Consider the following 21,997-nt stretch of genomic DNA (forward strand, 5'->3'; position numbering starts at 1 on the left):
GATCGGGGCATTGGCGTCAATCGCCTTGCCTTTCGCGATGTGGCTGTTCGGGCTCGTCAAGCTCCAGCGTCGGGGTGCCCAGCAACCGGGCCGCCAGCGCCCGGGTCAGGGTGCGTCCTTCGGCCAGGGCGGCGCGGTCCATGCGCTCGACCATTTCGGCGGCGGCAGCGAAGGTGCGGTCGAGACGTTGAACCAGATAGGGGATCACATCGGGTTTCGGCGCAAGCTGGCGGTCGGCGAACAGCTTGGTCAGTACCGCGGCGAGCAAGGCATCGTCCGGCGGGGTCAAGCCGATGTACTGGGCCGATTGCATCCGGCTTTGCAGATCGGGCAGCGACAGCCCCCAGAGCGCCGGATCGCGCCGCCCGGTCAGCAGCAGCGGCCGGCCTTCGCTCAGCATCAGGTTATAAAGGTGAAAGAGCGCCTTTTGCGCTGGCATGTCCTGGGCGATCTCGGGCACGTCCTCGACAGCGACGGGGCCCTGTGCCAGCTCGGGGACGTTCTCGTCCCTCAGGTCGCGGGCCTGGACGATGCGGGCGCCGGCGCGGGTGGCCCAGACGTGGGTCAGATGGGTCTTTCCGGACCCCTCGGGGCCCGACAGCACCAGCCGACCACCAGGCCAGGGCGTGGGGCTTTCGACCATGACCACGGCCAGCGCGTTGGAGGGCGAGACGAAGAAATCCTCGCGACCCAAGGCCTGCCGGATCGGCAGTTCGAAACTGAGCTGTTCGGCCATCTTATTCGGGGTCCTGATCCTGATGTGTCAGACCGCGGTAGAGCAGGCTGTGACGGTATTGCTGTACCGCGAAGCGCGCCAGAACGCCAAGCGCGGCCGAGACCGGAACCGCCACCAGCATGCCGACAAAGCCGAACAGCGTGCCGAAAACCGACAGCGCCAGCAGCAGCCAGACCGGATGCAGCCCGACCGATCCGCCCACCAGCTTTGGGGTCAGGAAATTGCCCTCGGCCACCTGGCCCAACACGAAGATGCCGGCAACCAACCCGATCGACATCCAGTCCCCCCAGAACTGGAACAGCGCCAGGCCGATCGCCAGGGCGCCGCCGATGATCGCACCGAGATAGGGGATGAAGGTGATCAGCCCGGCGATGGCCCCCACCACCAGCCCGAATTGCAGGCCCACCAGCATCAGCGCGATGGCATAATAGGTGCCCAGGATCAGGCAGACCGTGCCCATGCCGCGCACGAAAGAGGACAGCGTCGCGTCGATCTCTCGGGCAAGGCGGCGGATCACCGGGGCATGGTCGCGCGGCAGCAGGCTGTCGACCTCGGCGATCATACGGTCCCAGTCCAGCAGCAGATAGACCGAGACCACCGGCACGATGACCAGAAGCATCACCATGCTCAGCGCCGATTTGGCTGACCCAAGCAGGGTCTGAACCACTTCCAGCGCACGGGATTTCAACGTTTCGCCCAGCGAGGCCAGCGTCTGGTGCGCCTGCGAACCGCTGTCCAGCAACGTCGGGAAATGCGTGTTGATGAAATCGCGCAGGTTCTGGAAGAGCTGCGGCAGGATCTGCACCAGGTCGATCATCTGCCCGACCAGCATCGGCACCACCAGCACGATCAGCACCACGAAGATCACCACTGCGCCGATGGAGATCACCCCCGTCGCGGCCAGCCGCGACAGTCCCATCCGCTCCAGCCGGTCGGCAATCGGGTCGATGGAATAGGCGATGGCACCGCCCAGCACGAAGGGCAACAATACGTCGCCAAGAAACCATAGCACCAGCGCGAATGCTGCCAGGGCAATGCCCCAGTATCTGAGCTGATCCCGAACCGGCAGGGCCATGCGCACTCCTCGTCTGCGTCTCTATTTCCATCGCCCATCGGGCGGGCCGTTGCAACCCTGCGGATCCACGCTGTCACAGCCTTGCCGATTGCCTGACCGCGCGGATTGGCTTAGACCCGGGAAAAAGCTCTATCCTAAGGAACTCCCATGCGCCTGAGCCGCTATTTCCTGCCCGTTCTGAAAGAAAATCCCGCCGAGGCCCAAATCGTCAGCCACCGCTACATGCTGCGGGCCGGCATGATCAAGCAGCAGGCCGCCGGCATCTATTCCTGGCTGCCGCTGGGCTTCAAGGTGCTGCGCAAGCTGGAAAACATCGTCCATGAGGAACAGCAGCGCGCCGGCCATATCCCGTTGCTGATGCCAACGCTGCAATCGGCCGATCTGTGGCGCGAGTCGGGGCGTTATGACGACTACGGCGAAGAGATGCTGCGCATCAAGGATCGCCACGGGCGCGATATGCTCTATGGGCCGACCAACGAGGAAATGATTACCGACATCTTCCGCGCCAACGTGTCGAGCTACAAGGATCTGCCGCTGACGCTTTATCATATCCAGTGGAAGTTCCGCGACGAGATCCGGCCGCGCTTCGGGGTGATGCGCGGGCGCGAGTTCTTCATGAAGGACGGCTATAACTTCGATCTCACCAAGGAAGACGCGCTGCACGCCTATAACCGCCACCTGGTCAGCTACCTGCGCACCTACGAGCGCATGGGCATGCAGGCGATCCCGATGCGGGCGGATTCCGGCCCGATCGGCGGCGACGATACTCATGAATTCCTGGTGCTGGCCGATACTGGCGAGTCGGAAGTCTTCTATGACAGCGCGGTGACCGATATCCGGCTGGGCGCTCGCGACATCAACTATGACGACAAGGCACAATGCCAGGCGATCATGGAAGAGTTTACCGCGCTCTACGCCCGCACGGATGAGACCCATGACGAGGCGCTGTTCAACCAGATCCCGGAAGAGCGCCGCCGCAGTGCCCGCGGCATCGAGGTCGGCCAGATCTTCTATTTCGGCACCAAGTATTCCGAGCCGATGGGTGCCACGGTGCAGGGACCGGACGGCAAGCAGGTTCCCGTGCATATGGGCAGCCACGGCATTGGGGTGAGCCGCTTGGTCGGTGCCATCATCGAGGCCAGCCATGACGACAAGGGTATCATCTGGCCGGAAGGGGTGACGCCCTTCCATTGCGGTATCGTCAACCTCAAGCAGGGCGACGAGGCGGCGGACGCGGCCTGCGACAAGATTTATGCGGCGCTGACCGCCGTGGGTCTGGACCCGCTTTATGACGACACGCAGGAGCGGGCAGGGGGCAAGTTCGCCACCATGGATCTGATCGGTCTGCCCTGGCGGATCACCGTCGGGCCGCGCGGGCTGAAGAACGGCGTGGTCGAGCTGACCAGCCGCCGCAGCGGCGAAAGCGTCGAGCTGAGCCCGGAAGAGGCGGTCAAGAAAGTGGCCGAGATTTACCGCCCTCATCAGGAGGCTTCGCCGCATTGGCAGCCGATGGCGGAACGGTCGTTCCACACCTGGCTCTGATGCTGGCGGGCGGCGGCGATCACCGGGCCCGGAGCTTGAGTATCTGAGGGAAGAGACGCGGAGGCCGGCCCGGCATGGGCCGGCCTCCGGCCTGATCAGGGGCGCGGGCAGAGCATGCCGCAGGCAGCGCCGGGCTGTGGCCGCACTGTCGGGCGCCCGAGGCGGGGCGCCAGATCGCGTAGCCCGACACCGACGAAGCGCATCGAGCACAGGCAGACGTCATCGCGCATCAGGCACAGCCTGCCATTGCGGAAGGCAAGCCCATAGCCATGGGCCGCCAGCGCCTGTTCCAGCGCGGGCCAGCTTGGGCTGTCGGCGATCAGCGGCTGCAGCCAGCCGCGCAGAAGTGCCGCCGATTCACTGTCGATTGCCGGATGGTCGGGATCCGGCAGTGCCGGAACCGGCAGGCCGCCCTGGGGGGCGGGGTGTAGAGTGGAACGCATTGTCTCCTCCATGCCAATCTCCCCTCCTTGTCTTGATCGGACAAGTCTGGGACGGTTTTGGCTGCAAGGAAAATTTTAATTCAAAGTGAGGCGATTGAGAGGGGGAATTGTGGCGAAATCCGGCGTTAGTCAGGCGGTGTATCATTTTTTGTCCACAGATCGGAAACCAGCGGGAAAGCGCCCGCCGGATCGCCGCCAGGGCAGCGCCTGAGGATCCGGCCTTGACCGTCGCGGGCTGCTCAAGCAGGGTCGCGCCGGCATCAGCAGGATGGAGATCATGGCCGGCCATACCGCCCCTTTCGCCCCTTTCGAATGGATGATCGCCTGGCGCTATCTCAGGGCGCGCCGCGCCGAGGGGGGCGTCAGCGTGATGACCTGGATCAGCCTGATCGGCATCACCCTTGCGGTCTTCGCGCTGATCGCGACGCTTGCGGTCCGCTCGGGCTTCCGGTCGGAATTCGTCGGCACCATCCTGGGCGCCAATGCCCATGTCACCATCTATGGGCCGGGGCGGGTAACCGAACAGGGCGCCTTTGATCGCACCATCGCCGATTATCAGGCGATGGCCGGGCGGCTGGCGAGTGTGCCGGGCGTCACCCGGGCGGCGCCGACGGTGCGCGGGCAAGTTATGATTTCCTATCGCGGGCGCAATTCGGGGGTGGAGGTCTATGGCATCACCCCGGCTGATCTGGCCAGCCTGCCGGCAATCGCGGATGGAGAACACGCGCGGGGCGATCTGGCGGATTTCCCGGCCGGCATCGCCATCGGCTCGGGCGTGGCGCAGGAGCTGGGGGTGATGGTGGGCGACCGGATCAAGCTGATCTCGCCCGATGGGGTGCGGACCCCGATGGGCACCAGCCCGCGCGTCAATGTCTATACCGTCACCTATATCTTCAGCGCCGGACGCTGGGATATCGACCGGACGCGGGCCTATCTGCCACTGGCCGAGGCGCAATCATATTTCAACCGCGAAGGCGTGGCGGACGAGATCGAGGTGATGATCGCCGAGCCCGAGCGTGTCGAGGCGATGATCCCGCCCTTGCGTCAGGCGGCGGGCGAGGCGGTTCAGGTCTGGACCTGGCGCGATGCCTCGGGCGGGTTTCTGCGGGCGCTGCAGGTCGAGGACAACGTGATGTTCGTGATCCTGTCGATCCTGGTGCTGATCGCGACGATGAACATCGTCTCCGGGTTGATCATGCTGGTCAAGAACAAGGGCCGCGACATCGGCATCCTGCGCACCATCGGGCTGAGCGAGGGATCGGTGATGCGGGTGTTCTTCATCTGCGGCGCTTTCACCGGGCTGATCGGCACCGCCATGGGGGTGCTGCTGGGCTGCCTCTTTGCCATCTATATCGACCCGATCTTTTCCTTCGTGAACTATGTGGCCGGCGGCGGCGTCTGGGATCCGGCGATCCGCGGCATCTATTCGCTGCCGGCGGAATTGCATCTTTGGGATGTGATGAAGGCGGTGATCCTGTCGCTGGGTCTGTCCTTCATCGTCACGATCTTTCCCGCCCGTCGGGCGGCGCGGATGAACCCGGTGGAGGCGTTGCGCTATGAATGATCCGGTGCTGCGGCTTGACGGGCTGGCCAAGGGGTATCTGCAGGGAACGCCGGGCGCGGTCGAGGTGCTGCGCGGCGTCGATCTGGCGCTGACCGCGGGCGAGACGGTGGCGCTGGTGGCGCCCTCGGGGGCGGGGAAGTCGACCCTTCTGCATATCGCCGGGCTTCTCGACACCCCGGACGTGGGCCGGGTGGAGATCGCGGGGCAGGATATGGCCGGTCGGTCGGACCGGGCGCGCACGGCGGTACGGCGCCGCGATGTCGGCTTTATCTATCAGTTCCATCACCTGCTGCCGGAATTCTCTGCAGCCGAGAATGTGATTCTGCCCCAGTTGGCCAATGGCGCCGGGCGCCGGGCGGCGGCGGCGCGGGCGGCGGATTTGCTGGCACGCGTGGGGTTGAGCGCGCGGGCCGATCACCGGCCGGCCGAGCTGTCGGGCGGCGAGCAGCAGCGGGTGGCCTTCTGCCGGGCGATGGCCAACGGGCCGAAACTGTTGCTGGCCGACGAACCCACTGGCAACCTCGATCCCGAGACCTCGGACCGGGTGTTCGAGGTGTTGATGGCGCTGGTGGCGGAAACCGGGCTCGCCGCGTTGATCGCGACCCATAACATGGAGCTCGCCAGTCGAATGGATCGTGTGGTGCGGCTCGAGGCGGGGCTGGTGCGCCCGGCGTGAGCGCCGTGGCCGCGCTGCGGCGTGGCCTTCGGGGCGGCGCTGGGTTATGGTTCTGTCCGGTAGCAGCGTGAAATCCTTCGGGAAACCAGGAGAGCCCCCATGCGCGTCACTCATCGCATCCTCTCCCTTGCGGGGCGAGTGGCCCCGAGTTCGGTCTCGGGGGTGGTTCTGTGCCTGACTGCCGGTCTGGCACAGGCGCAGGAAGGCGGAGCGGCCGCCCGACGTGGTGCTGATCTGTATGCCGTCCATTGCGCCACCTGCCACGGCAGCGAGGCGACAGGTGAGGGGCCGATGGCAGGGGCGTTGTCGATCCGTCCGAGCGATCTGACGGCGTTGGCGCTGGCGGAGGGGGGCGTGTTCCCGGTGCAGCGGGTGGTGCGGCGAATCGATGGCACCGATCCTCTGGTCGCCCATGGCAGCGCCATGCCGGTCTATGGGCCGTTCTTCGAAGGTGCCGGACGCATGTTGCGCCTGCCCGATGGGGGGCAGATCATGACCACCCAGCCGATCGTGGATCTGCTGGCTTATCTCGAAACTCTTCAAAGCAAGTGACAGGCTTTTCGATGACCATCGACCGTTTTCTGATCGTTCTTCCCGCTCTGGCCGTATTGGCCGCCTGTATTGCCGGGCAGGATCTCATGCCCGGGCCGGAGGAGGGCGCTGCGCTTTTTGCCGACAATTGCACGGTCTGTCATGATTATCGCGGCGAGGGCGGGATGTTGTCCTCCGGGGTGGAGGCGCCGGATCTGACGCGGATCGCCCTGCGCAACGGTGGCGAATTCCCGCGTGCCAGGGTGTTGTCTCAGATCGACGGCTATGGCCGGGGCAAGGCGGCGGATGTGATGCCCGAGTACGGCGCGCTGCTGGAAGGGGAGTTGGTGCCGGTCGAGGTCGACGGTACGATGACGCCGACGCCGCGGCCCCTGGCGGCACTTCTGGCCTATCTGGAAAGCATCCAGGCCAAGGATTGAGCGCAGGTTGTCGGGCGGTCGAGGCGGGGGGCTCTGCCCCCCAGGGCCTGCGGCCCCCCCCCCGGGATATTTGCAGCCAGAAAAAGAGGGTGGAGCGAGCGGCGCCAGGAAAACAGTCCTGTGGACTGTTTCCAGCCGTGAGCGGGCGTAGCCCAGGGGAGGCCATGCGGAAAGTGCCCCTTGGAGGGTTTTCTGTCCGGCCCTGCTTCAGCGACGAATGTGGGGAGGCTCGGGGACAGGTGGGGCAGACGATCCCGCGGGCGCCTTCTGCGTCACTCGACTACAGGCGTGAATCGGCGGAGCCATAAGGGGCCATAATATCTGGTGCGCTCGCCAGGAACGGCGAGAAGGGGCTGCCGGGCCCATCCCATTTTCTCGAGGGGGGCGGAGGATCAGCTGCAGATGCCCGTCAGTTCCACCCCGCGCCAGGGCAATATCACATCGCTCTGGCGGCTTTGCGGCAGTGGCGCCACCGGCATGGCGCCGGCCAGCATCGCATGCAGGCGTTTGGTACGCGGCGCCTGGGGGGCGAGGGCGCGGCAGCAGACGTATTCCTCCATGATCGCGCCCTGTTGTTCGTAGCCGAAGCTGAGGAAATCGGGGGCGCCGGTCAGATCGAAGAGGTAGGGGTCATCGGTGCCACGGTGTTCGGCGGCGGCGCCGAGGGGGCTGTAGCCGGTTTCGGTCCGGTTCTGCCATTGCCAGACATGCGTCATCTCATGGGCGAAGAGCATGGCCTCGCTGAGGTAGAGCAGGCGCGGATAACGCGGCAGGTAATCGGGCAGATACCAGTCACGGGTGAACAGGATATGGTTGAAGAGCGTTACCGCCGCGGGTTTGGCGGTGACGATCTCGCCGGTTTCGGGCGGCATGATGCGTTCGCGGCAGGTCAGCCGTGGCCGCGGCTTGCGCTGGAAGGTGATCGGGGCGAGGGGGGCGCCCTTGACCAGCCGAACGCGGGCGTAATCGGTGGCATCGCCCTGCAGGGTTCGGGCGAAGGCGATCTCTTGCGGGGAGAGGCGGCGACCGCAGCCGGAGACCAGCAGCAGGGCGATCAGCAGGAGGGCGAGGGGCGCACGGAGCATGGGGTCACAGGCTCATCGCCAGGGTGCGGCTGATTTCGGTCAGCGAACGGCTGGACTGGTCCATCCAGCTGTTGAAAGCGGCCTGCACTTGGCGCAGCGCGGTTTTCGAGGTCGCGGGCTTGTCGATCACCCCTTCGGCGATCAGCCGGGCGCTGACATCGCGCGACAGGATGAAACTGTCACGGCCGGCAAAACGCATCGCGTATTGCCCGGTCATGCCGCCAAGCCGGGCGCCTTCGCTGCGCAGCAGGTCGAGAAGCCCGATGTAATCGGTCGAGGGCCAGCCGCCGAGGATCGTGCCGGCGCCGCCCTGGGCACGCAGCCGCAGCAGGAAGGCGGCGTTTTCCCGCACGGTGGCGAGCTTGGCGCCATTGCGCACCACATCGGGGTTGCGCAGGATGGCGTCAAAGCGGTCATCGTCCATGAAGGCGCAGGCGGCAGGGTCGAAGTGGTCGAAGGCGGTCTCGAACCCGTCCCATTTCGCCTCGATCACCTTCCAGTTGAATCCGGCCTGGAAAATGCATTTCGTCATCACCGATAGCCAGCGGTCGTCGGGCAGGCGGGCCAGCGCCTCGGGCGGCAGCGGGCGGGGAAGCTGCGCCTCCAGCGCCTGGGGGCCGCCGTGGCGATCGGCTGCGATGGCGAAGATTTCATCGAAGCTGCGCATGAGCTCAACCGGCAAAGAAGGTGGCCGTGGCGGTGGCGACGGCCTTGCCGCTGGTCTCTTCGGTCATTTCTGCGCGGGCGAAGACCAGGGATTTGCCGGCACGTACCACCTCGGCCCGGCACAGGATCGCTGTGCCGACCCCGGGGCGCAGGAACTGGGTGTGCAGATCGGTGGTGGCAAAGGGCCGCGGTTCGGGGAAATGCGCGATCACCGCCAGCGCCATGGTGGTATCGGCCAGCGCGGCCAGCGCCTGCCCCGAGACGATGCCTCCGACGCGGGACAGATGATCGCCCAAGGGCATGCGGATCAGGGCGTGTTCTGCGTCGATCTCGATCACCTTCAGATCGAGCGCCTGAACCCAGTCGGCGAAGTTTTCGGCAAAGATGGTCTGGGCGATCTGCGGTGTCATGGCGGGCCTTTCCCCTGCGTGCTCGGCCGGAGCCTATCCTCGGGGCGCCGGGCGCGTCGAGGGGATTCGGCGATCCGGCCACGCTGGTGGCCGGGGGAGGAAACTGCTAGCCTTCGCCGATGATGGAGGGGCTGCCGATGTATCTGGCCTATGTTCTCAATCCCGAACGGGGGGCTGCCGATCTGTTGCTGGCGGGGTTCGCCGACCGGCTGCTCGGGGCGGGGGTGCCGCTGGCCGGTGTGGTGCAATACAACAGCGGTGGCGCGGCGGAGGGCTGCGTCTGCGACATGGATCTGCGGCTGTTGCCCGAAGGTGGCGTGATCCGGATTTCTCAATCGCTGGGAGCGGGGTCCAGTGGTTGCCGGCTCGATACCTCGGCCCTGGAAGGGGCGGTGGGCGCGGTGGAACCGCTGCTGGATCGGGCGCCGGCGCTGCTGATGATCAACAAATTCGGCAAGCACGAGGCCGAGGGGCGGGGGTTCCGCCCGCTGATCGGTGAGGCACTGGGGCGTGGCATTCCGGTGCTCTTGGGGGTGAATGACAGCAACCTGCCGGGGTTTCTGGCCTTCGCCGGCGATCTGGCCGAGGAGCTGGAGCATGATCCCGCTGCGCTTGATGCCTGGTTCGCGCGCGTTCACAGCGCCGATGCGACGGCGGCCTGACCTCGGGCCCTGCTTACGACTTTATCCGGGCGGCGACATCGCGTAACGCTCGGCCCGTCGCATCAGGCGGCCGGAGGATCGTTCGTGCGTGTGCCCTATACCCGTCTGAGCCGGGACGAGCTGGATCGGCAATTGTCGCCGAGCCTGTCGGCCAAGGATGCCATCGGTGTTCTGACCCGACATGAGGAAACGACTGCCGATTTGGGCACGGCAGAGGGGCTGCGGTGCTGGCGGGATGTGGCCTATGGCGACGGGGCGCGGCAGGCCTATGATGTGACGGCGCCCGGCGCGGGGACAGGTACGCCCTGTCTGGTCTTCGTGCATGGCGGCTTCTGGCAAGAGGGGTCCAAGGCCGGATCGGGCTTCGCGGCGCGGGCTTTCGCGGCGGCGGGCTGGGCGCATGTGGGGATGGGTTACACGCTTGCCCCAGAGGCGACGCTGGCAGAGATCCTGCAGGAGCTCGGCACAGCACTGCGCCACCTGCGCGCCCATGCTGGCCTCTATGGCATTGATCCGGACAGGATCGTTCTGGCGGGGCATTCGGCGGGGGCGCATCTGGCCGCCTGTGTGCTGGCCGGTCTTGCGGGAGAGGATTTGCCGGCGGCTCTGGCAGGGTATGTGCTGATCAGCGGGGTCTATGATCTGGCGCCGGTGGCAGCCTCTTATGTCAATGACGCGATGAGGATGACCCCGGCGGATGTCGAGGCGTTGTCTCCGCTTCTGTATCTGCCGGCGGCGGACCGGCCGGTGCATCTGATGATCGGCGCTGACGAACCAGAGGCGTTCCGGCGCCAAAGCGATGCGCTGGCCGCGCTTTGGGGGCGGGATCTGACCCGGATCAGCATGGAGCGTTTCCCGGGGCGCGATCATTTCGATATTCTGGACGAACTGGCCCCCGGTGGGTCGATGACCGGGCAGCGTATCGCGCGGATGGTGACCCTCACTTAGGCGGTTCGGCCGGACCGAAGGAGCCGGCCGGGGAGGAGAGGGATCAGACAGCTCCGGTCTGACGCAGCGGGTGGTCATCCGCATCGGCCGTATGCCGGCGCTGGAGCCGCCGCGTGGTGTCTTCCAGGATATTGATAAGGTCCTTTTTCGACACCGGTTTGGTCAGGAAGCCATCCATCCCGGCGGCCTCGCTGCGGGCCCGATCCTCGGGCATCGCATGGGCGGTCAGCGCGACGATGATCGCGGGCGGCAGGCCCTGGGCCCGTTCCAGCGCCCGAATTTCTTCCGAGGCGGACAATCCGCCCCTGACCGGCATCGACACATCCATCAGGATCAGATCGGGGCGTGTTTCCAGGTAGCCGTCGATTGCCTCCTGTCCGTTCGCCCAACTGGTGATCTTGTCGACCCGGCGACCGATCATTTTCTGGATGATCAACTGATTGGTCTTGTTGTCTTCGGCAACGCCGACGCGCAGCGGCAAACGCGGTTCCGGGGTGTGCAGCGCCGGGGCGGTGGTGCTGGTCCGGGCTGTCGGATCGTCATGCAGGATTGCATGGCATAGGCTGCGGAACAGCAGGTCGGTCCGCACCGGCTTGTTCAGGCAGAGCTCCACATCATCCTTTGTCAGCTCCTGACGCAAGACTTCCAGATCGCCCGAGGACAGGATGATGAAGGGCAGCTTTCGGGTTTGCGGCAGATCGCGCAGGGCATGCAGCAGGTCGGCGCCGTTCATGCCGGGCATGTGGTGGTCCGAGATCAGGATGTCGGGCATCGGCATGCGGTTGGCGCGAAAGGCGTCAAGCGCGGCGTGGGCGCTGTCGAAGGCAACGCTTTCCATGCCGAAGCCGTTCAGCCGTGCCGTCAGGATCCGGCGGTTGACCTCCAGATCGTCGACCACCACGGCGCGCTTGCCGCGCAGGGTGTCGGGATCGAAGAACAGGGCCGACACACGCTCCTCTTGATGTTGCGGCGGTTCGGTTTCGCTGAGCGGCAGCACCATGCGGAAACAGGACCCCTGGCCGGGGGTGCTTTCCACCGTGATGTCCCCGCCCATCAGGCGGAGCAGGCGCCGGGTGATCGCCAGGCCCAGCCCGGTGCCTGCGCGCGACCGGGTGTCATCTTCATCCACCTGTTCGAAGTCGCGGAAAATCGCGTCCAGCTTGTCCTCCGGAATGCCGATCCCGGTGTCGCTGACCGAGATTTCGAACCGTTCGCCCGGCAGTTCGATGACATGGATGGTGACATGGCCTTCTTCGGTGAATTTTACCGCGTTGCCGGCGACATTCAGCAGACACTGCCTGAGCCGCGATTCGTCGCCGACCACCCAGGCGGGCAGTTGCTTCTGGAAGTCGACGCAAAGCTCCACCCCCTTGCTGTACCCCGCCGGGAACAGCAGATCGGCAGCATCCTGGACACAATTATGCAGATCGAAAGGGGCCTGCATGATGTTGACCTTGCCGGCCTCGATCTTTGAGAAGTCGAGAATGTCGTTGATGATCGTCAGCAGCGCCGAGGAAGAACCCAGGATGGTCGAGGCATAGCTGCGTTGTTCGTCGTTCAGCTTGGTCTCGTTCAAAAGCTCCGCCATGCCCATGATGCCGTTCATCGGTGTGCGAATCTCATGGCTCATGTTGGCGAGGAACCGCGACTTGACATCTTCGGCGTGGCGCGCAGCGTCGCGGGCGCGGGTCAGATCGCGGTTCATGATTGCCATGCGCCAGCCGGTATAGGTGAGCGCGGAGATCGGAATCAGGCTGGCGAGGGTCAGGATGGTCACCAGCATGATGCTGAAACTGCGAAACGCCGAGGAAATGGTCGTTCGTGCGTCGCTGATGTTGACGAAGACCTCGGCGGCACCGGCAATCTCCCCGTCCAGCACGATCGGCAGAACGCTGCGGGAGTAGCGCGGCGCCGAGGCCTTGCCGGGGGCGCCGTTGATTTCGGTGATTTGGGGCGCGCCGGCCAGAACCGCGTCGACGGCCTTGTTGCCAAGGCCGTCAGGAAAGGACAGGGGTTCGGGTGTCTTGTCCTCTTCCGGAAGGCGGGTTGAGGTCAGTACCAGCCGGCCCAGACGATCGTAGATGCGATAGGCCAGGACATCGCCGAAGGCGTCGGCGTCCCGCTGGACTCGCGGATGGACCGGAGCGCCGCTCCTCTGATCCAGCAACCCCGCGACCACATGTTCATGCAGGATATAGTGCGTATACCAGCTTTGCGCATGCGAGGAGGCGGTCGAACTCAGGGTGGATTCGGTGACGCTGAGGCGGGCGTTCTCGATGAGCCGGCCTGCGATGAAAACGACCATGGCCAGAACCAGAGCCGACCAGATCCAAATTTTCAGCCTGCCTTCGAACATCGGCCTCTCCCTTCGGTGCGTTTGGGGATTGGGCCGTAAAATCGCTAATTTACGGTAAAGGGATCTTACATAAATACTAATATGTATGCTTGGGCTTCATTTGATTCAGAGAGCCCAGCAGAAGACAAGCCGGCACCTCAGCAAACGCGGCATGCAGCTTTATTGTCTTGAATTTTATCGGAAAAACCTTTGTCCAGCGGGAGAGGATGGTGGGCGACCCTGGAATCGAACCAGGCGTGCGTCTCCGCGAGGGAGTTACAGTCCCCTGCCACACCTTGCGGCCTGTCGCCCATCCACGTGCGCTGTTGCGCCCGCTGTGGAGGCGTGATTACTAGCGTGGCCGAAGGGCGTCAACAGGAAAAACCGCAATTTTTCAGCCTTTGCGGAGAGAGCCGGGGAAGACCATGAAAAAACCGAAGTGGGTTATCGAAAAGGAACAGGCGCGCAAGGCCTCGGGGGCGGAAACCGTTTGGCTTTTCGGTCTGCACGCAGTGCGCGACGCGCTGCTGAACCCGCGCCGGGAGAAGCTGAAGCTGATCGTGACGCTGAATGCCCAAGACAAGCTGGCGGATGCGATTGCCGAGGCCGGAATCACCCCCGAGGTGATCGATGCCCGCAAATTCTCAGCGCCGATCGACCCGGGGTCTGTGCATCAGGGCGCGGTGCTTGAGGTCAAGCCGCTGGCCTGGGGCGGATTGGCCGAAAACTGTATTGGCCGTGAGGCGCCGCGGGTGATTCTGCTCGATCGGGTGACCGATCCGCACAACGTCGGCGCCATCCTGCGCAGCGCCGAGGTGCTGGGCGCCTCGGCGGTGATCGGCACGCGACATCATTCGGCGCCCGAGACTGGGGCGCTGGCCAAGACGGCGAGCGGCGCATTGGAGCGCCAGCCCTATCTCAGGGTGCGCAACCTGGCGGAAACCATCGAGGAATTGCAGCGCATGGGTTTTTATGTCCTCGGTCTCGATGGTGAGGCGGAGGAAACCATCGAACAGGCGATGGAGGGGCGGCGCGGCGATGCGGTGGCACTGGTGCTGGGGGCTGAGGGCCCGGGCTTGCGCGAAAAGACCAAGGAGACGGTCGACAAGCTGGTCAAGATCGACGCAGCCGGCGGTTTCGGATCGCTCAATGTGTCCAACGCGGCGGCGATTGCCCTCTATGCCTCTCAAGCCCACTGATTGAGAGGAGAGGGCGCGCGCCACGGGCCGTGAAAATCGGCACTTTCTGTACAGATGACACCCGCGCGGGGCCAGACGCCGTGCGGGTCTCTGCCGGGCGGAGGGTGCCGATCCGGTCGAGAGCTTTTCGGCCGATCTTGGGGGGGGGGGCGGTTTCACAAGCGTGTCATCGGGGTCTTGCACAGATGTCCCCGAACGGCATTTTATGGCACACCTCTCCTGTCCAGAGCTTCAGTCCTGTTATCATGCGTTTTCGCCCGATCTTGTCCGCCTGTCTGTTTCTCCTGCTTTTCGCTGGAGTGGCGCGGGCGGGTGGCAAGGCCCTTTTCTATACGCATGACGGGGTGGCGGTGTCGGGTTATGACGTGGTCGCCTATTTTGTCGAGGGGGAGCCGCTGCGCGGCCGTCCGGAGATCGCGGTGAAATGGCGCGGGGCCATCTGGCGGTTCGTCGACCACGGCAATCGTGAACGGTTCGAGGCCGATCCCCATGCCTATGCGCCGCAATATGGTGGCTATTGCGCCTATGCCATGGCTTCGGGCTCTGTCTCTGGCAGCGATCCGCGCTTTTGGCGGATCGTCGGCGGCAAGCTCTATCTGATTCACGACGCTCGCCGGTTCAATCTTTGGGCGACAGATCCCGCGGGTTTCGTCGCGCGTGGCGATAAGAACTGGCCGGCCGCGCTTTTCCGGTGATGTCATTTCACGAAATCGCGACTGAGTCTTCTTTTTCGCAAGACGATGCCTAAATCACACAGTGACCGCGGACCGGAACTGCCGCAGGTCATTTCACTGTCCCTCGTTCCAAGACTGGCGCCCGAAGCTTCCCCGCTTTGGGCGCTTTTTTCTGCCACGCGATCCGTCTAAGGTGCCCTGATGACAGATTATTCCGATACCCTGCTTGCCGATATACTGCGCCAAACCCGCACCATTGCGCTGGTGGGGGCCTCGACCAACCCCGAACGCCCCAGCTTTCAGGTCGGTCAGTTCCTGACCGAAAAGGGATATAGGGTGATCCCGGTCAACCCCGGTCTTGCCGGTCAGACGCTTTGGGGCCAGCAGGTCGTGGCGCAACTGGCCGATATCGACATGCCGGTCGACATGGTCGATATCTTTCGCCGCTCCGAAGCGGTGCCGCCGGTGGTCGATGAGGCGCTTGCCGCATTTCCCGGTCTCAAGGTGATCTGGATGCAGCTCGGGGTCGAAAACGCTGCGGCCGCCGCAAAGGCCGAGGATCGCGGTGTCACCGTGATCCAGAATCATTGCCCCAAGATCGAATATTCCCGCTTGATCGGCTGATCGGGGCCGACGGGCGCGGTTAGTCGCGGACCAGCAGAAGATCGACACTTTGGCGCAGCCGCAGGCGCAGTTGGTTTCGCGTCTCGCCGGTCAGCATGTAGCCGCAGCTCAGCGTGAAGGAATAGACCGAGATGGCGCGCAGCCGCGCAGCTTCGGGATCGAACCCGCAGGCTTCGAACTGGCGGGTGAAGAACTCCAGGCGTTCGGCATCGACCCGCGTCAGCCCCTCGCGCACCTCGGGATCGCTCTGGCCCCATTGACGCATCGCCACCTCGGTGCCGACGTCATAGGTGCCGAGGGTGACGAATTCGACCACATGCCAGATGCGATCTGGCGCTGCGTTATAGGTGGTCTCGACATGGCGGATCAGCCCGGTGGTTTCGCGCCGGCGCCAGTGGTCGAACAGATGCCCCAGGAAATCGTGCCGATCACGGAAGTGCCAGTAGAAGCTGCCCTTCGTAACCTTCAGAGCCTTGCAGAGCTGGTCGATCCTGAGCCCGCCGGGCCCGGTCTGGCCGAGAAGCGTGAGCCCGGCATCCAGCCAGTCCTGTTGGGACAGGCGATCCTCCTTCAGCCGGCCGGTGCCGAGGGCCTCGGTGTTTTTTGCCTGAGTCATCTGCTGCCGCCTGTCCGGGGTCGTTTGATAAAGATCATGGACTGCATCCTTCCTAACCGGAGCGGCAGGCGGGCGTCACCCCTTAGGGCGGCATTTCGCGCGCATCTTGCGAAAGTGGATTGACCGGAGGGCATCAAGCCCCGAAGTCTATACCGAATGGTATGGAGATTCTCGGCAGAGTCGCCGCGCATCGCGCGGAGGGCGCGCGACCGGCTCCTGCCGCGTTCCGGACGTTCGAAAGGAGACGAGATGAGCATCGTTCTGACCGAGAAGATCACCACGCCGGCGGCCTGGGTGGGCGGGGATTTCGCCAATGACGACAGTTGGATCCATCCGTTGTCCGCCGAGGATATCGCGGCCATTGATGCCGCTCTGGCCGGGCTTGAGGCGAAGGGGCTGCGGTTCCCGCATTTCACCAAGGCAGATTTCCCGCTGGGCGGGCTCGAGGCGCTATTGGCCCAATGTTCGGACGAGTTGGAGAATGGCCGCGGTTTCTGCGTGCTGCGCGGCCTGCCGGTCGAGCGGTACAGCGAAGAGCAGATCAACACGCTTTATTACGCGATCGGCCTGCACATGGGGCAGCCGGTGGGGCAGAACCCGCGCGGCGATCTGATCGGCAAGGTCATGGCGGTGGGCGACGCGAAGAAGAAGGAAACCCGCGTCTACGAGACCAACCTCTATCTGCCTTATCACTCGGATCCGTCGGACATGGTGGGGCTGCTGTCGATCCGCAAGGCGAAGCAGGGCGGGCTGAGCAGCCTGATCAGCGTCGCCGCAATCTATAACGAGATCCTGGAAAACCACCGCGAATACCTGGGGCTCTATTACCGGCCCTGGTATTTCTCGCATCTGTGCGAAGACATGCCGAGCCTGTCGCCGATCTTCAGCTTCAACAAGGGCAAGCTGAGCTGCCGCTATCTGCGGCAATATCTGGAACTGGGGCATGAGATCATGCAGGCGCCGCTGTCGAAGGTCGAGATCGAGGCCCTCGATCTCTTCGACGAGATCATCATGTCGAACCGGCTGCGGCTGGATATGATGCTGGAGCCGGGCGATCTGCAATTCGCCAACAATTACGCGGTGCTGCATTCGCGCAATTCGTTCGAGGATTCCGACGATCCCGAACAGATGCGGAAGCTGCTGCGGCTCTGGGTGAAGATGCCCAACGCGCGCGAACTGGCGCCGGAGTTCCCGGGGCGCAATGGCTTCCCGATCCCCGAGGGCGCCTATTGATCGGGCGCCGTTGTCCGGTCGGCCTTCCTGACCGGAAGAGTTGAGCCGGGCCTTGGCCCTGCCTCTCATAAGGAAGGCCCCGCCTGCTTCGGCGGGGCCATGCCAGGGCGATTACTTTTCTTCGCCGAAGATCGTCCAGATCAGGGCCCCCAGGACGGCCCCGGCGATCGGCGCCACCCAGAACAGCCAGAGCTGTCCCAACGCCCAGTCGCCCACAAAGAGCGCCTGACTGGTCGAGCGCGCGGGGTTGACCGAGGTGTTGGTCACTGGAATCGAGATCAGGTGGATCAGGGTCAGCGCCAGACCGATGGCGATCGGAGCGAAGCCGGTGGGCGCCCGGCCGTGGGTCGAGCCTAGGATGATCAGGATGAAGAAGCCGGTCAGCACAGTCTCGATCAGCGCCGCCGATATCAGGGAATAGCTGCCCGGCGAATGCTCACCATAGCCATTGGCGGCAAAACCGCCCAGCTCGGCGCCCGCCTTGCCCGAGGCGATGATATAGAGCAGCGCCGCAGCGGTGATGGCACCCAGCACCTGCACGATGACATAGGGCAACAGCTTCGCCACCGGGAAACGCCCGGCTACGGCAAGTCCGATCGAAACAGCCGGATTGAAATGCCCCCCCGAGATGCCACCGACCGCATAGGCCATAGTCAGAACGGTCAGTCCAAAGGCCAGTGCCACGCCGGCAAAACCGATGCCCAGTTCGGGGAAGGTGGCGGCGAAAACGGCGCTACCACAGCCCCCGAACACCAGCCAGAACGTGCCGAAGAACTCGGCCGTAAGTTGCTTTTGCATTTCATACCTTTCACTCATTAACAAACGTGGTGGAAAACAGAGTTAACGCTTTTTGAAAACAGGGGATTTCATCCGACGGCGCCGCCTTGCCGGCCTGCGGCAATTTTCAGCCGATCCCGATGAACGGACGCAGGTCGCGGACCCGGCCACAGCCGCGATGCGCCGGGGCAGACAGCCTTCGGCGCCCCGATCGGGCATGCAGATTGGTGGGGGGAGGAGATCACTTCGGTGGCGAGACCCGCGCGCCCCGATCCCCGGGGCGCGGTCCAGCCCGAAGGGCAGGGCTCAGCTCTTGCGGGCGGCCTTTTCGGCGATGCCGCTCATACCCTGACGACGGGCGAGCTCATCTAGCACCGCCTGAAACGGGACATCGCGCGCCTGCAGCATGACCAGCATGTGATAGAGCGTATCGGCGGCCTCGGAGGCCAGTCGCTCCTTGTCGCCCCGGACCGCTTCGATAATCGCCTCGACGGCCTCCTCACCGAATTTCTCGGCGCATTTCTCCGGGCCCTTGGCGAGCAGCTTGGCGGTCCAGCTCGACTCGGGATCAGCCGAGGCGCGTTCGGCCACGGTCTGGGCCAGTTGATCGAGAATGTGCATCAGGAGAACTCCAGCCGCATGGGGATACCGGCGGCGGCCATGTAGTCCTTGGCCTCGCGGATGGTGTAATCCCCGAAATGGAAGATCGAGGCGGCGAGAACCGCGCTGGCGTGGCCTTCGGTGACGCCCTCGACCAGATGTTGCAGATTGCCGACGCCTCCGCTTGCGATCACCGGCACCTCGACCGCATCGGCGATGGCGCGGGTGAGGGGCAGGTTGAAGCCCGCGCGGGTGCCGTCTCGGTCCATCGAGGTCAGCAGGATTTCGCCCGCGCCCTTGGCCACCACGGTGCGGGCGAATTCCACCGCGTCGATCGGATTGCCATCGGCATCGAGCGCCGCCTTGCGCCCGCCATGGGTGAAGATGCCCCAGCGGGTGCCGATGCCGTTTTCATCCGTTTCGATGGTCTTGGCGTCGATGGCGCAGACGATGCACTGGCTGCCGAAGTGATCGGCGGCCTCGGCCACCACATCGGGGTCGGCGACGGCGGCGGAGTTGAAACTGACCTTGTCGGCCCCGGCAAGGAGCAGTTTGCGCACGTCGTCCCGGGTGCGGACCCCGCCGCCCACGGTCAGCGGGATATAGCATTGCTCTGCCGTGCGCTGCACCAGATCGTACATGGTGCCGCGGTTTTCGTGAGTGGCGTGGATGTCGAGAAAGCAAAGCTCGTCCGCGCCGGCGGCGTCATAGGCCTTGGCGGCCTCGACCGGATCGCCGGCATCGACCAGATCGACGAAGTTGACACCCTTGACCACGCGACCGTCGGCCACGTCGAGGCAGGGGATGATGCGGGTTTTCAGCATGGGGCCGCTCCTTTGTCGCTTTCATAGCGCCGGGGGGGCAGAGGGGAAAGGGGGGATGGGGGTCGAAGGGAGGCGAGGGTGGGGCCTGTGGCGGGCGACAGAGACGCGCCCTGCCGGGCGCGGCCTCCGGCGGGGATATTTTCGGCCAGAAAAAGGGCGCGGCGGAGGGTGAGTTCAGCCGGCGGCGGCGATGCGCTTGACGGCGCTTTGCAGGATCAGCTTGTGAAACGGCATCACCAGAGCCAGATAGACCCGGCCGAGCGCATTGTTGCGATGTACCCAGGTGGCGATATGCACGATGCCGTCCTGCTTGAGCACGGTGATGCGGAAATCCAGATGGCGGTCGTCCATGCCGATCAGAACCTCCTCTTCGGTCTCATACTCCACGGGAAAGCCCAACTGGCCGTTGCTGCTGGCGGTCTTCAGGCCGAGTGGGCGGACCAGCGCATCGCGCAGCCTGAGCAGCGATTGCGCCCAGTTGGGAGAACGCAGTGCCAGTTCCAGTGCCTGGCGCGCGCTGAGCGGGGTGGCGATGCTGTAGGTGTCGAGAAAGTCGCCAGGGGCGACGCGCGGCCAGATATGGGCATGTCGGGGCAGGCTGGTGGTGGTCATCTACCATCTCCTTGGGCCATGGGGTGGCTTGAGCTGAGCATGGGAAGGATGATCGGAGAAGGCGGCAGATCGTCTCGGGTGCGGGATCAGCCGCGCGGGCGCCGCAGGCGGCGCAGCATAGTTGTGAGACCCCAGAGCAGCCCGGCGGTGAAGGAGAGGGGGGCGAGGAAGAACAGCCCCCAGGCCGAGATCATGCCGAGGCTATAGGCGGTGTCGCCGAGATCGTGGCCAAGGATGATGCAGGGATGGCTGCTGCCCTCGTCGATCCGGCAGCCCATCGGGCCGGCGAGGATCAGGGTGAGGCCGAGGGTGCCCAGCCAGACCAGGATCGGTGCGAGGGTGGCGCAGGCCAGAAGGCGGGAGAGCAGGCGCATGACACCGAGGGGGCAGGGCGAGGGGCCGGCCTGGCGCGCCCCTCGGCGTTGGAAGGATCAGCCCTTGAGAGTGGCCAGCGCCTCTTTCAGGTCGATGGCACCGTCATAGAGCGCGCGACCGGAGATTGCACCGTTGAGCTGGGCACCGCAGTCGCGCAGAGCAACCAGATCGGCGATCGAGCTGACGCCGCCCGAGGCGATCACCGGGATCGACACCGCGCGGGCCAGCGCCGCCGTGGCGTCGATATTCGGGCCCTGCATGGCGCCATCGCGGTTGATGTCGGTATAGATGATGGCGGCGACGCCCGCGTCCTCGAAGGAGCGTGCCAGATCGGTGGCGTCGACATTGGTTTCCTCGGCCCAGCCCTTGGTCGCGACCATGCCGCCCCGGGCGTCGATGCCCACCGCGACCTTGCCGGGGAAGGCTCGGGCGGCCTCGCGCACCAGATCGGGGTTTTCCACCGCCACCGTGCCGAGGATGACGCGCGCCAGCCCCTTGGAAATCCAGGCCTCGATCGTCGCCATGTCGCGGATGCCGCCGCCGAGCTGGGCGGGAGTGCCGGGGCAGGCGGCCAGGATCGCCTCGACCGCGGCGGCATTCACCGGCTCACCGGCGAAGGCCCCGTTCAGGTCCACCAGATGCAGCCAGTCGCAGCCCGCCTCGACAAAGGCGCGGGCCTGGGCGGCGGGATCGTCGTTGAAGACGGTGGCTTTCTCCATCTCGCCGCGCAGCAGGCGAACGGCCTGACCGTCCTTGAGGTCGATGGCGGGGTAGAGGATCATGGCTTCGGCCTTTCGCTGAGGGGTTGGCGCGGTATTGCACCGGGGCGGGGGGAAATGCAACGCGCGCCGCGTTGGTTGGACCGCGCTGCCTTGACCTTGTGCCCCTTGCAGCCTGTCTCCAGGCTTTGGTGGGCAGGCAGGGGCGTAGGTCTTGGAGAAACTCCTGTTTTTTATTCCGACGAAGACGAGACGCCTTATCGGTCTTGGTTTGTCAAGGATTCCGCCTCCGTCTTCTTGGCGCTGAACCCGTTCCTGTGCATGCGCGGGGTGAGCCTGCAAAAAATGGCGATTGGATGTTGGATGCGGTTGCGGAGAAGGCGAAACGCTGCGGGCCAGCCTGCGGGGCGTCCTGGGTCAAGATTGCCGAGATTTGCGGGTTCCCGTCGATCCGCCATGTGAACCGCGCCCTGAGGTTGACCGGGTCGAAGAGGATCAGCGAAGAGTTCGCCAGCCCCGAGGATACCGCGAAGATGCGGCGCATCTGCGCCGAGCGGAGCATCTATCTGCCGGATGAGGGGGAGGCCGTCGCCGTTGATGGAGCTGGCGCTGGGGCGGTTCCTGCAGGCGT

At 64.8% G+C, this 21,997-nt stretch carries 25 protein-coding genes and 1 tRNA gene; 11 read left to right on the plus strand and 15 right to left on the minus strand.

Annotated elements, in window-relative coordinates; translation table 11 throughout:
- Positions 1-16 precede the first annotated feature (16 nt).
- Positions 17-736 carry a P-loop NTPase family protein gene (locus G455_RS24415; protein ID WP_035366916.1) on the minus strand — a complete coding sequence of 240 codons (720 nt, stop codon included), beginning with the start codon at positions 734-736 and terminating at the stop codon, positions 17-19.
- Position 737: 1 nt separating this feature from the next.
- Positions 738-1,811: an AI-2E family transporter gene (locus G455_RS0116440; protein ID WP_028094696.1), complete on the minus strand. Its 1,074-nt coding sequence runs from the start codon at positions 1,809-1,811 to the stop codon at positions 738-740.
- A 147-nt stretch (positions 1,812-1,958) separates the two neighbouring features.
- Between G455_RS0116440 and proS the strand changes: the two genes are divergently transcribed.
- Positions 1,959-3,353 (plus strand): proline--tRNA ligase, encoded by a 1,395-nt coding sequence (proS, locus tag G455_RS0116445; RefSeq protein ID WP_028094697.1) that lies wholly within the window; start codon positions 1,959-1,961, stop codon positions 3,351-3,353.
- A 95-nt stretch (positions 3,354-3,448) separates the two neighbouring features.
- Here proS and G455_RS24420 read toward each other — a convergent pair whose 3' ends face one another.
- Positions 3,449-3,796 (minus strand): hypothetical protein, encoded by a 348-nt coding sequence (locus tag G455_RS24420; RefSeq protein ID WP_154664410.1) that lies wholly within the window; start codon positions 3,794-3,796, stop codon positions 3,449-3,451.
- Between the two features lie 277 nt (positions 3,797-4,073).
- Here G455_RS24420 and G455_RS0116455 point away from each other — a divergent pair, with 277 nt between their 5' ends.
- From G455_RS0116455 to G455_RS0116470, 4 genes are all read left to right on the plus strand, one after another.
- Positions 4,074-5,360, plus strand: coding sequence for a lipoprotein-releasing ABC transporter permease subunit (locus G455_RS0116455; protein WP_028094698.1), 1,287 nt, complete (start codon positions 4,074-4,076; stop codon positions 5,358-5,360).
- On the plus strand, positions 5,353-6,036 hold the full coding sequence (locus G455_RS0116460; RefSeq protein ID WP_028094699.1) for an ABC transporter ATP-binding protein: 684 nt from the start codon (positions 5,353-5,355) through the stop codon (positions 6,034-6,036). The genes G455_RS0116455 and G455_RS0116460 overlap by 8 nt, the downstream gene beginning before the upstream one ends.
- A gap of 99 nt (positions 6,037-6,135) precedes the next feature.
- Positions 6,136-6,588, plus strand: a complete 453-nt coding sequence (locus tag G455_RS0116465; RefSeq protein ID WP_051312578.1) for a c-type cytochrome — start codon at positions 6,136-6,138, stop codon at positions 6,586-6,588.
- 11 nt (positions 6,589-6,599) lie between these two features.
- Entirely contained in the window at positions 6,600-7,007 is a 408-nt protein-coding gene (locus G455_RS0116470) for a c-type cytochrome (protein ID WP_028094701.1), read from the plus strand.
- A 392-nt stretch (positions 7,008-7,399) separates the two neighbouring features.
- On the opposite strand, the gene G455_RS0116475 is transcribed toward G455_RS0116470, so the two are convergent.
- Genes G455_RS0116475 through G455_RS0116485 form a run of 3 tightly spaced genes read right to left on the minus strand, consistent with a single transcriptional unit; the run spans position 7,400 to position 9,168 of the window.
- Entirely contained in the window at positions 7,400-8,092 is a 693-nt protein-coding gene (locus G455_RS0116475; protein ID WP_028094702.1) for a hypothetical protein, read from the minus strand.
- Positions 8,093-8,096: 4 nt separating this feature from the next.
- Positions 8,097-8,759 (minus strand): DNA-3-methyladenine glycosylase I, encoded by a 663-nt coding sequence (locus G455_RS0116480; protein ID WP_028094703.1) that lies wholly within the window; start codon positions 8,757-8,759, stop codon positions 8,097-8,099.
- Between the two features lie 4 nt (positions 8,760-8,763).
- Positions 8,764-9,168, minus strand: a complete 405-nt coding sequence (locus G455_RS0116485) for a PaaI family thioesterase (protein ID WP_028094704.1) — start codon at positions 9,166-9,168, stop codon at positions 8,764-8,766.
- Between the two features lie 137 nt (positions 9,169-9,305).
- Here G455_RS0116485 and G455_RS0116490 point away from each other — a divergent pair, with 137 nt between their 5' ends.
- Positions 9,306-9,830 carry a DUF2478 domain-containing protein gene (locus G455_RS0116490; RefSeq protein ID WP_028094705.1) on the plus strand — a complete coding sequence of 175 codons (525 nt, stop codon included), beginning with the start codon at positions 9,306-9,308 and terminating at the stop codon, positions 9,828-9,830.
- Between the two features lie 84 nt (positions 9,831-9,914).
- Positions 9,915-10,778 carry an alpha/beta hydrolase gene (locus G455_RS24425; protein WP_161629404.1) on the plus strand — a complete coding sequence of 288 codons (864 nt, stop codon included), beginning with the start codon at positions 9,915-9,917 and terminating at the stop codon, positions 10,776-10,778.
- A gap of 43 nt (positions 10,779-10,821) precedes the next feature.
- Here the strand turns inward: G455_RS24425 and G455_RS24430 are convergent, their stop codons facing one another.
- Together G455_RS24430 and G455_RS26450 are read right to left on the minus strand one after the other, a co-directional pair.
- Positions 10,822-13,134 (minus strand): response regulator, encoded by a 2,313-nt coding sequence (locus G455_RS24430; RefSeq protein WP_051312580.1) that lies wholly within the window; start codon positions 13,132-13,134, stop codon positions 10,822-10,824.
- A gap of 207 nt (positions 13,135-13,341) precedes the next feature.
- Positions 13,342-13,425 (minus strand) — tRNA-Tyr (locus tag G455_RS26450).
- 113 nt (positions 13,426-13,538) lie between these two features.
- Here G455_RS26450 and rlmB point away from each other — a divergent pair.
- The 3 genes from rlmB to G455_RS24435 all read left to right on the plus strand — a co-directional run bounded on the left by rlmB (position 13,539) and on the right by G455_RS24435 (position 15,610).
- Positions 13,539-14,312 (plus strand): 23S rRNA (guanosine(2251)-2'-O)-methyltransferase RlmB, encoded by a 774-nt coding sequence (gene rlmB / locus G455_RS0116505; protein WP_028094706.1) that lies wholly within the window; start codon positions 13,539-13,541, stop codon positions 14,310-14,312.
- Positions 14,313-14,557: 245 nt separating this feature from the next.
- Complete coding sequence (locus tag G455_RS0116510; RefSeq protein WP_028094707.1) at positions 14,558-15,007, plus strand: YHS domain-containing (seleno)protein; 450 nt, start codon at positions 14,558-14,560, stop codon at positions 15,005-15,007.
- Between the two features lie 180 nt (positions 15,008-15,187).
- The gene (locus tag G455_RS24435) at positions 15,188-15,610 is read left to right on the plus strand and encodes a CoA-binding protein (protein ID WP_035366917.1); all 423 of its coding nucleotides are present in this window, start codon (positions 15,188-15,190) and stop codon (positions 15,608-15,610) included.
- A gap of 19 nt (positions 15,611-15,629) precedes the next feature.
- On the opposite strand, the gene G455_RS25705 is transcribed toward G455_RS24435, so the two are convergent.
- Entirely contained in the window at positions 15,630-16,226 is a 597-nt protein-coding gene (locus G455_RS25705) for a TetR/AcrR family transcriptional regulator (RefSeq protein WP_051312581.1), read from the minus strand.
- Positions 16,227-16,475: 249 nt separating this feature from the next.
- On the opposite strand from G455_RS25705, the gene G455_RS0116525 reads away from it, so the two are divergent.
- Entirely contained in the window at positions 16,476-17,459 is a 984-nt protein-coding gene (locus G455_RS0116525; protein WP_028094708.1) for a TauD/TfdA family dioxygenase, read from the plus strand.
- 111 nt (positions 17,460-17,570) lie between these two features.
- On the opposite strand, the gene aqpZ is transcribed toward G455_RS0116525, so the two are convergent.
- The 6 genes from aqpZ to hisA form a co-directional block, all read right to left on the minus strand.
- The gene (gene aqpZ, locus G455_RS0116530) at positions 17,571-18,257 is read right to left on the minus strand and encodes an aquaporin Z (RefSeq protein WP_028094709.1); all 687 of its coding nucleotides are present in this window, start codon (positions 18,255-18,257) and stop codon (positions 17,571-17,573) included.
- 285 nt (positions 18,258-18,542) lie between these two features.
- Complete coding sequence (locus G455_RS0116535; protein WP_028094710.1) at positions 18,543-18,857, minus strand: phosphoribosyl-ATP diphosphatase; 315 nt, start codon at positions 18,855-18,857, stop codon at positions 18,543-18,545.
- Entirely contained in the window at positions 18,857-19,660 is an 804-nt protein-coding gene (gene hisF / locus G455_RS0116540; RefSeq protein ID WP_028094711.1) for an imidazole glycerol phosphate synthase subunit HisF, read from the minus strand. Before hisF ends, G455_RS0116535 begins: the two co-directional genes overlap by 1 nt.
- 174 nt (positions 19,661-19,834) lie before the next feature.
- The gene (locus tag G455_RS0116545) at positions 19,835-20,272 is read right to left on the minus strand and encodes a DUF2867 domain-containing protein (protein ID WP_028094712.1); all 438 of its coding nucleotides are present in this window, start codon (positions 20,270-20,272) and stop codon (positions 19,835-19,837) included.
- 86 nt (positions 20,273-20,358) lie between these two features.
- Complete coding sequence (locus G455_RS24445) at positions 20,359-20,646, minus strand: hypothetical protein (protein WP_051312582.1); 288 nt, start codon at positions 20,644-20,646, stop codon at positions 20,359-20,361.
- A gap of 57 nt (positions 20,647-20,703) precedes the next feature.
- The gene (gene hisA, locus G455_RS0116555; RefSeq protein WP_028094713.1) at positions 20,704-21,429 is read right to left on the minus strand and encodes a 1-(5-phosphoribosyl)-5-[(5-phosphoribosylamino)methylideneamino]imidazole-4-carboxamide isomerase; all 726 of its coding nucleotides are present in this window, start codon (positions 21,427-21,429) and stop codon (positions 20,704-20,706) included.
- Positions 21,430-21,997 lie beyond the last annotated feature (568 nt).

The sequence above is a fragment of the Pseudodonghicola xiamenensis DSM 18339 genome, assembly GCF_000429365.1.
Classification (GTDB): domain Bacteria; phylum Pseudomonadota; class Alphaproteobacteria; order Rhodobacterales; family Rhodobacteraceae; genus Pseudodonghicola; species Pseudodonghicola xiamenensis.

Coding starts and splice junctions, on each gene's coding strand:
- G455_RS24445 (WP_051312582.1), bottom strand. CDS start 20,646: ATGCGCCTGCTCTCCCGCCTTCTGGCCTGCGCCACCCTCGCACCGATC.
- G455_RS24415 (WP_035366916.1), bottom strand. CDS start 736: ATGGCCGAACAGCTCAGTTTCGAACTGCCGATCCGGCAGGCCTTGGGT.
- G455_RS24435 (WP_035366917.1), top strand. CDS start 15,188: ATGACAGATTATTCCGATACCCTGCTTGCCGATATACTGCGCCAAACC.
- G455_RS0116475 (WP_028094702.1), bottom strand. CDS start 8,092: ATGCTCCGTGCGCCCCTCGCCCTCCTGCTGATCGCCCTGCTGCTGGTC.
- G455_RS24430 (WP_051312580.1), bottom strand. CDS start 13,134: ATGTTCGAAGGCAGGCTGAAAATTTGGATCTGGTCGGCTCTGGTTCTG.
- G455_RS0116455 (WP_028094698.1), top strand. CDS start 4,074: ATGGCCGGCCATACCGCCCCTTTCGCCCCTTTCGAATGGATGATCGCC.
- G455_RS24420 (WP_154664410.1), bottom strand. CDS start 3,796: ATGCGTTCCACTCTACACCCCGCCCCCCAGGGCGGCCTGCCGGTTCCG.
- G455_RS0116525 (WP_028094708.1), top strand. CDS start 16,476: ATGAGCATCGTTCTGACCGAGAAGATCACCACGCCGGCGGCCTGGGTG.
- G455_RS0116465 (WP_051312578.1), top strand. CDS start 6,136: ATGCGCGTCACTCATCGCATCCTCTCCCTTGCGGGGCGAGTGGCCCCG.
- G455_RS0116490 (WP_028094705.1), top strand. CDS start 9,306: ATGTATCTGGCCTATGTTCTCAATCCCGAACGGGGGGCTGCCGATCTG.
- G455_RS0116485 (WP_028094704.1), bottom strand. CDS start 9,168: ATGACACCGCAGATCGCCCAGACCATCTTTGCCGAAAACTTCGCCGAC.
- G455_RS0116470 (WP_028094701.1), top strand. CDS start 6,600: ATGACCATCGACCGTTTTCTGATCGTTCTTCCCGCTCTGGCCGTATTG.
- proS (WP_028094697.1), top strand. CDS start 1,959: ATGCGCCTGAGCCGCTATTTCCTGCCCGTTCTGAAAGAAAATCCCGCC.
- G455_RS0116510 (WP_028094707.1), top strand. CDS start 14,558: ATGCGTTTTCGCCCGATCTTGTCCGCCTGTCTGTTTCTCCTGCTTTTC.
- hisA (WP_028094713.1), bottom strand. CDS start 21,429: ATGATCCTCTACCCCGCCATCGACCTCAAGGACGGTCAGGCCGTTCGC.
- G455_RS0116545 (WP_028094712.1), bottom strand. CDS start 20,272: ATGACCACCACCAGCCTGCCCCGACATGCCCATATCTGGCCGCGCGTC.
- G455_RS0116480 (WP_028094703.1), bottom strand. CDS start 8,759: ATGCGCAGCTTCGATGAAATCTTCGCCATCGCAGCCGATCGCCACGGC.
- G455_RS0116440 (WP_028094696.1), bottom strand. CDS start 1,811: ATGGCCCTGCCGGTTCGGGATCAGCTCAGATACTGGGGCATTGCCCTG.
- G455_RS0116535 (WP_028094710.1), bottom strand. CDS start 18,857: ATGCACATTCTCGATCAACTGGCCCAGACCGTGGCCGAACGCGCCTCG.
- G455_RS25705 (WP_051312581.1), bottom strand. CDS start 16,226: ATGACTCAGGCAAAAAACACCGAGGCCCTCGGCACCGGCCGGCTGAAG.
- aqpZ (WP_028094709.1), bottom strand. CDS start 18,257: ATGCAAAAGCAACTTACGGCCGAGTTCTTCGGCACGTTCTGGCTGGTG.
- rlmB (WP_028094706.1), top strand. CDS start 13,539: ATGAAAAAACCGAAGTGGGTTATCGAAAAGGAACAGGCGCGCAAGGCC.
- G455_RS0116460 (WP_028094699.1), top strand. CDS start 5,353: ATGAATGATCCGGTGCTGCGGCTTGACGGGCTGGCCAAGGGGTATCTG.
- hisF (WP_028094711.1), bottom strand. CDS start 19,660: ATGCTGAAAACCCGCATCATCCCCTGCCTCGACGTGGCCGACGGTCGC.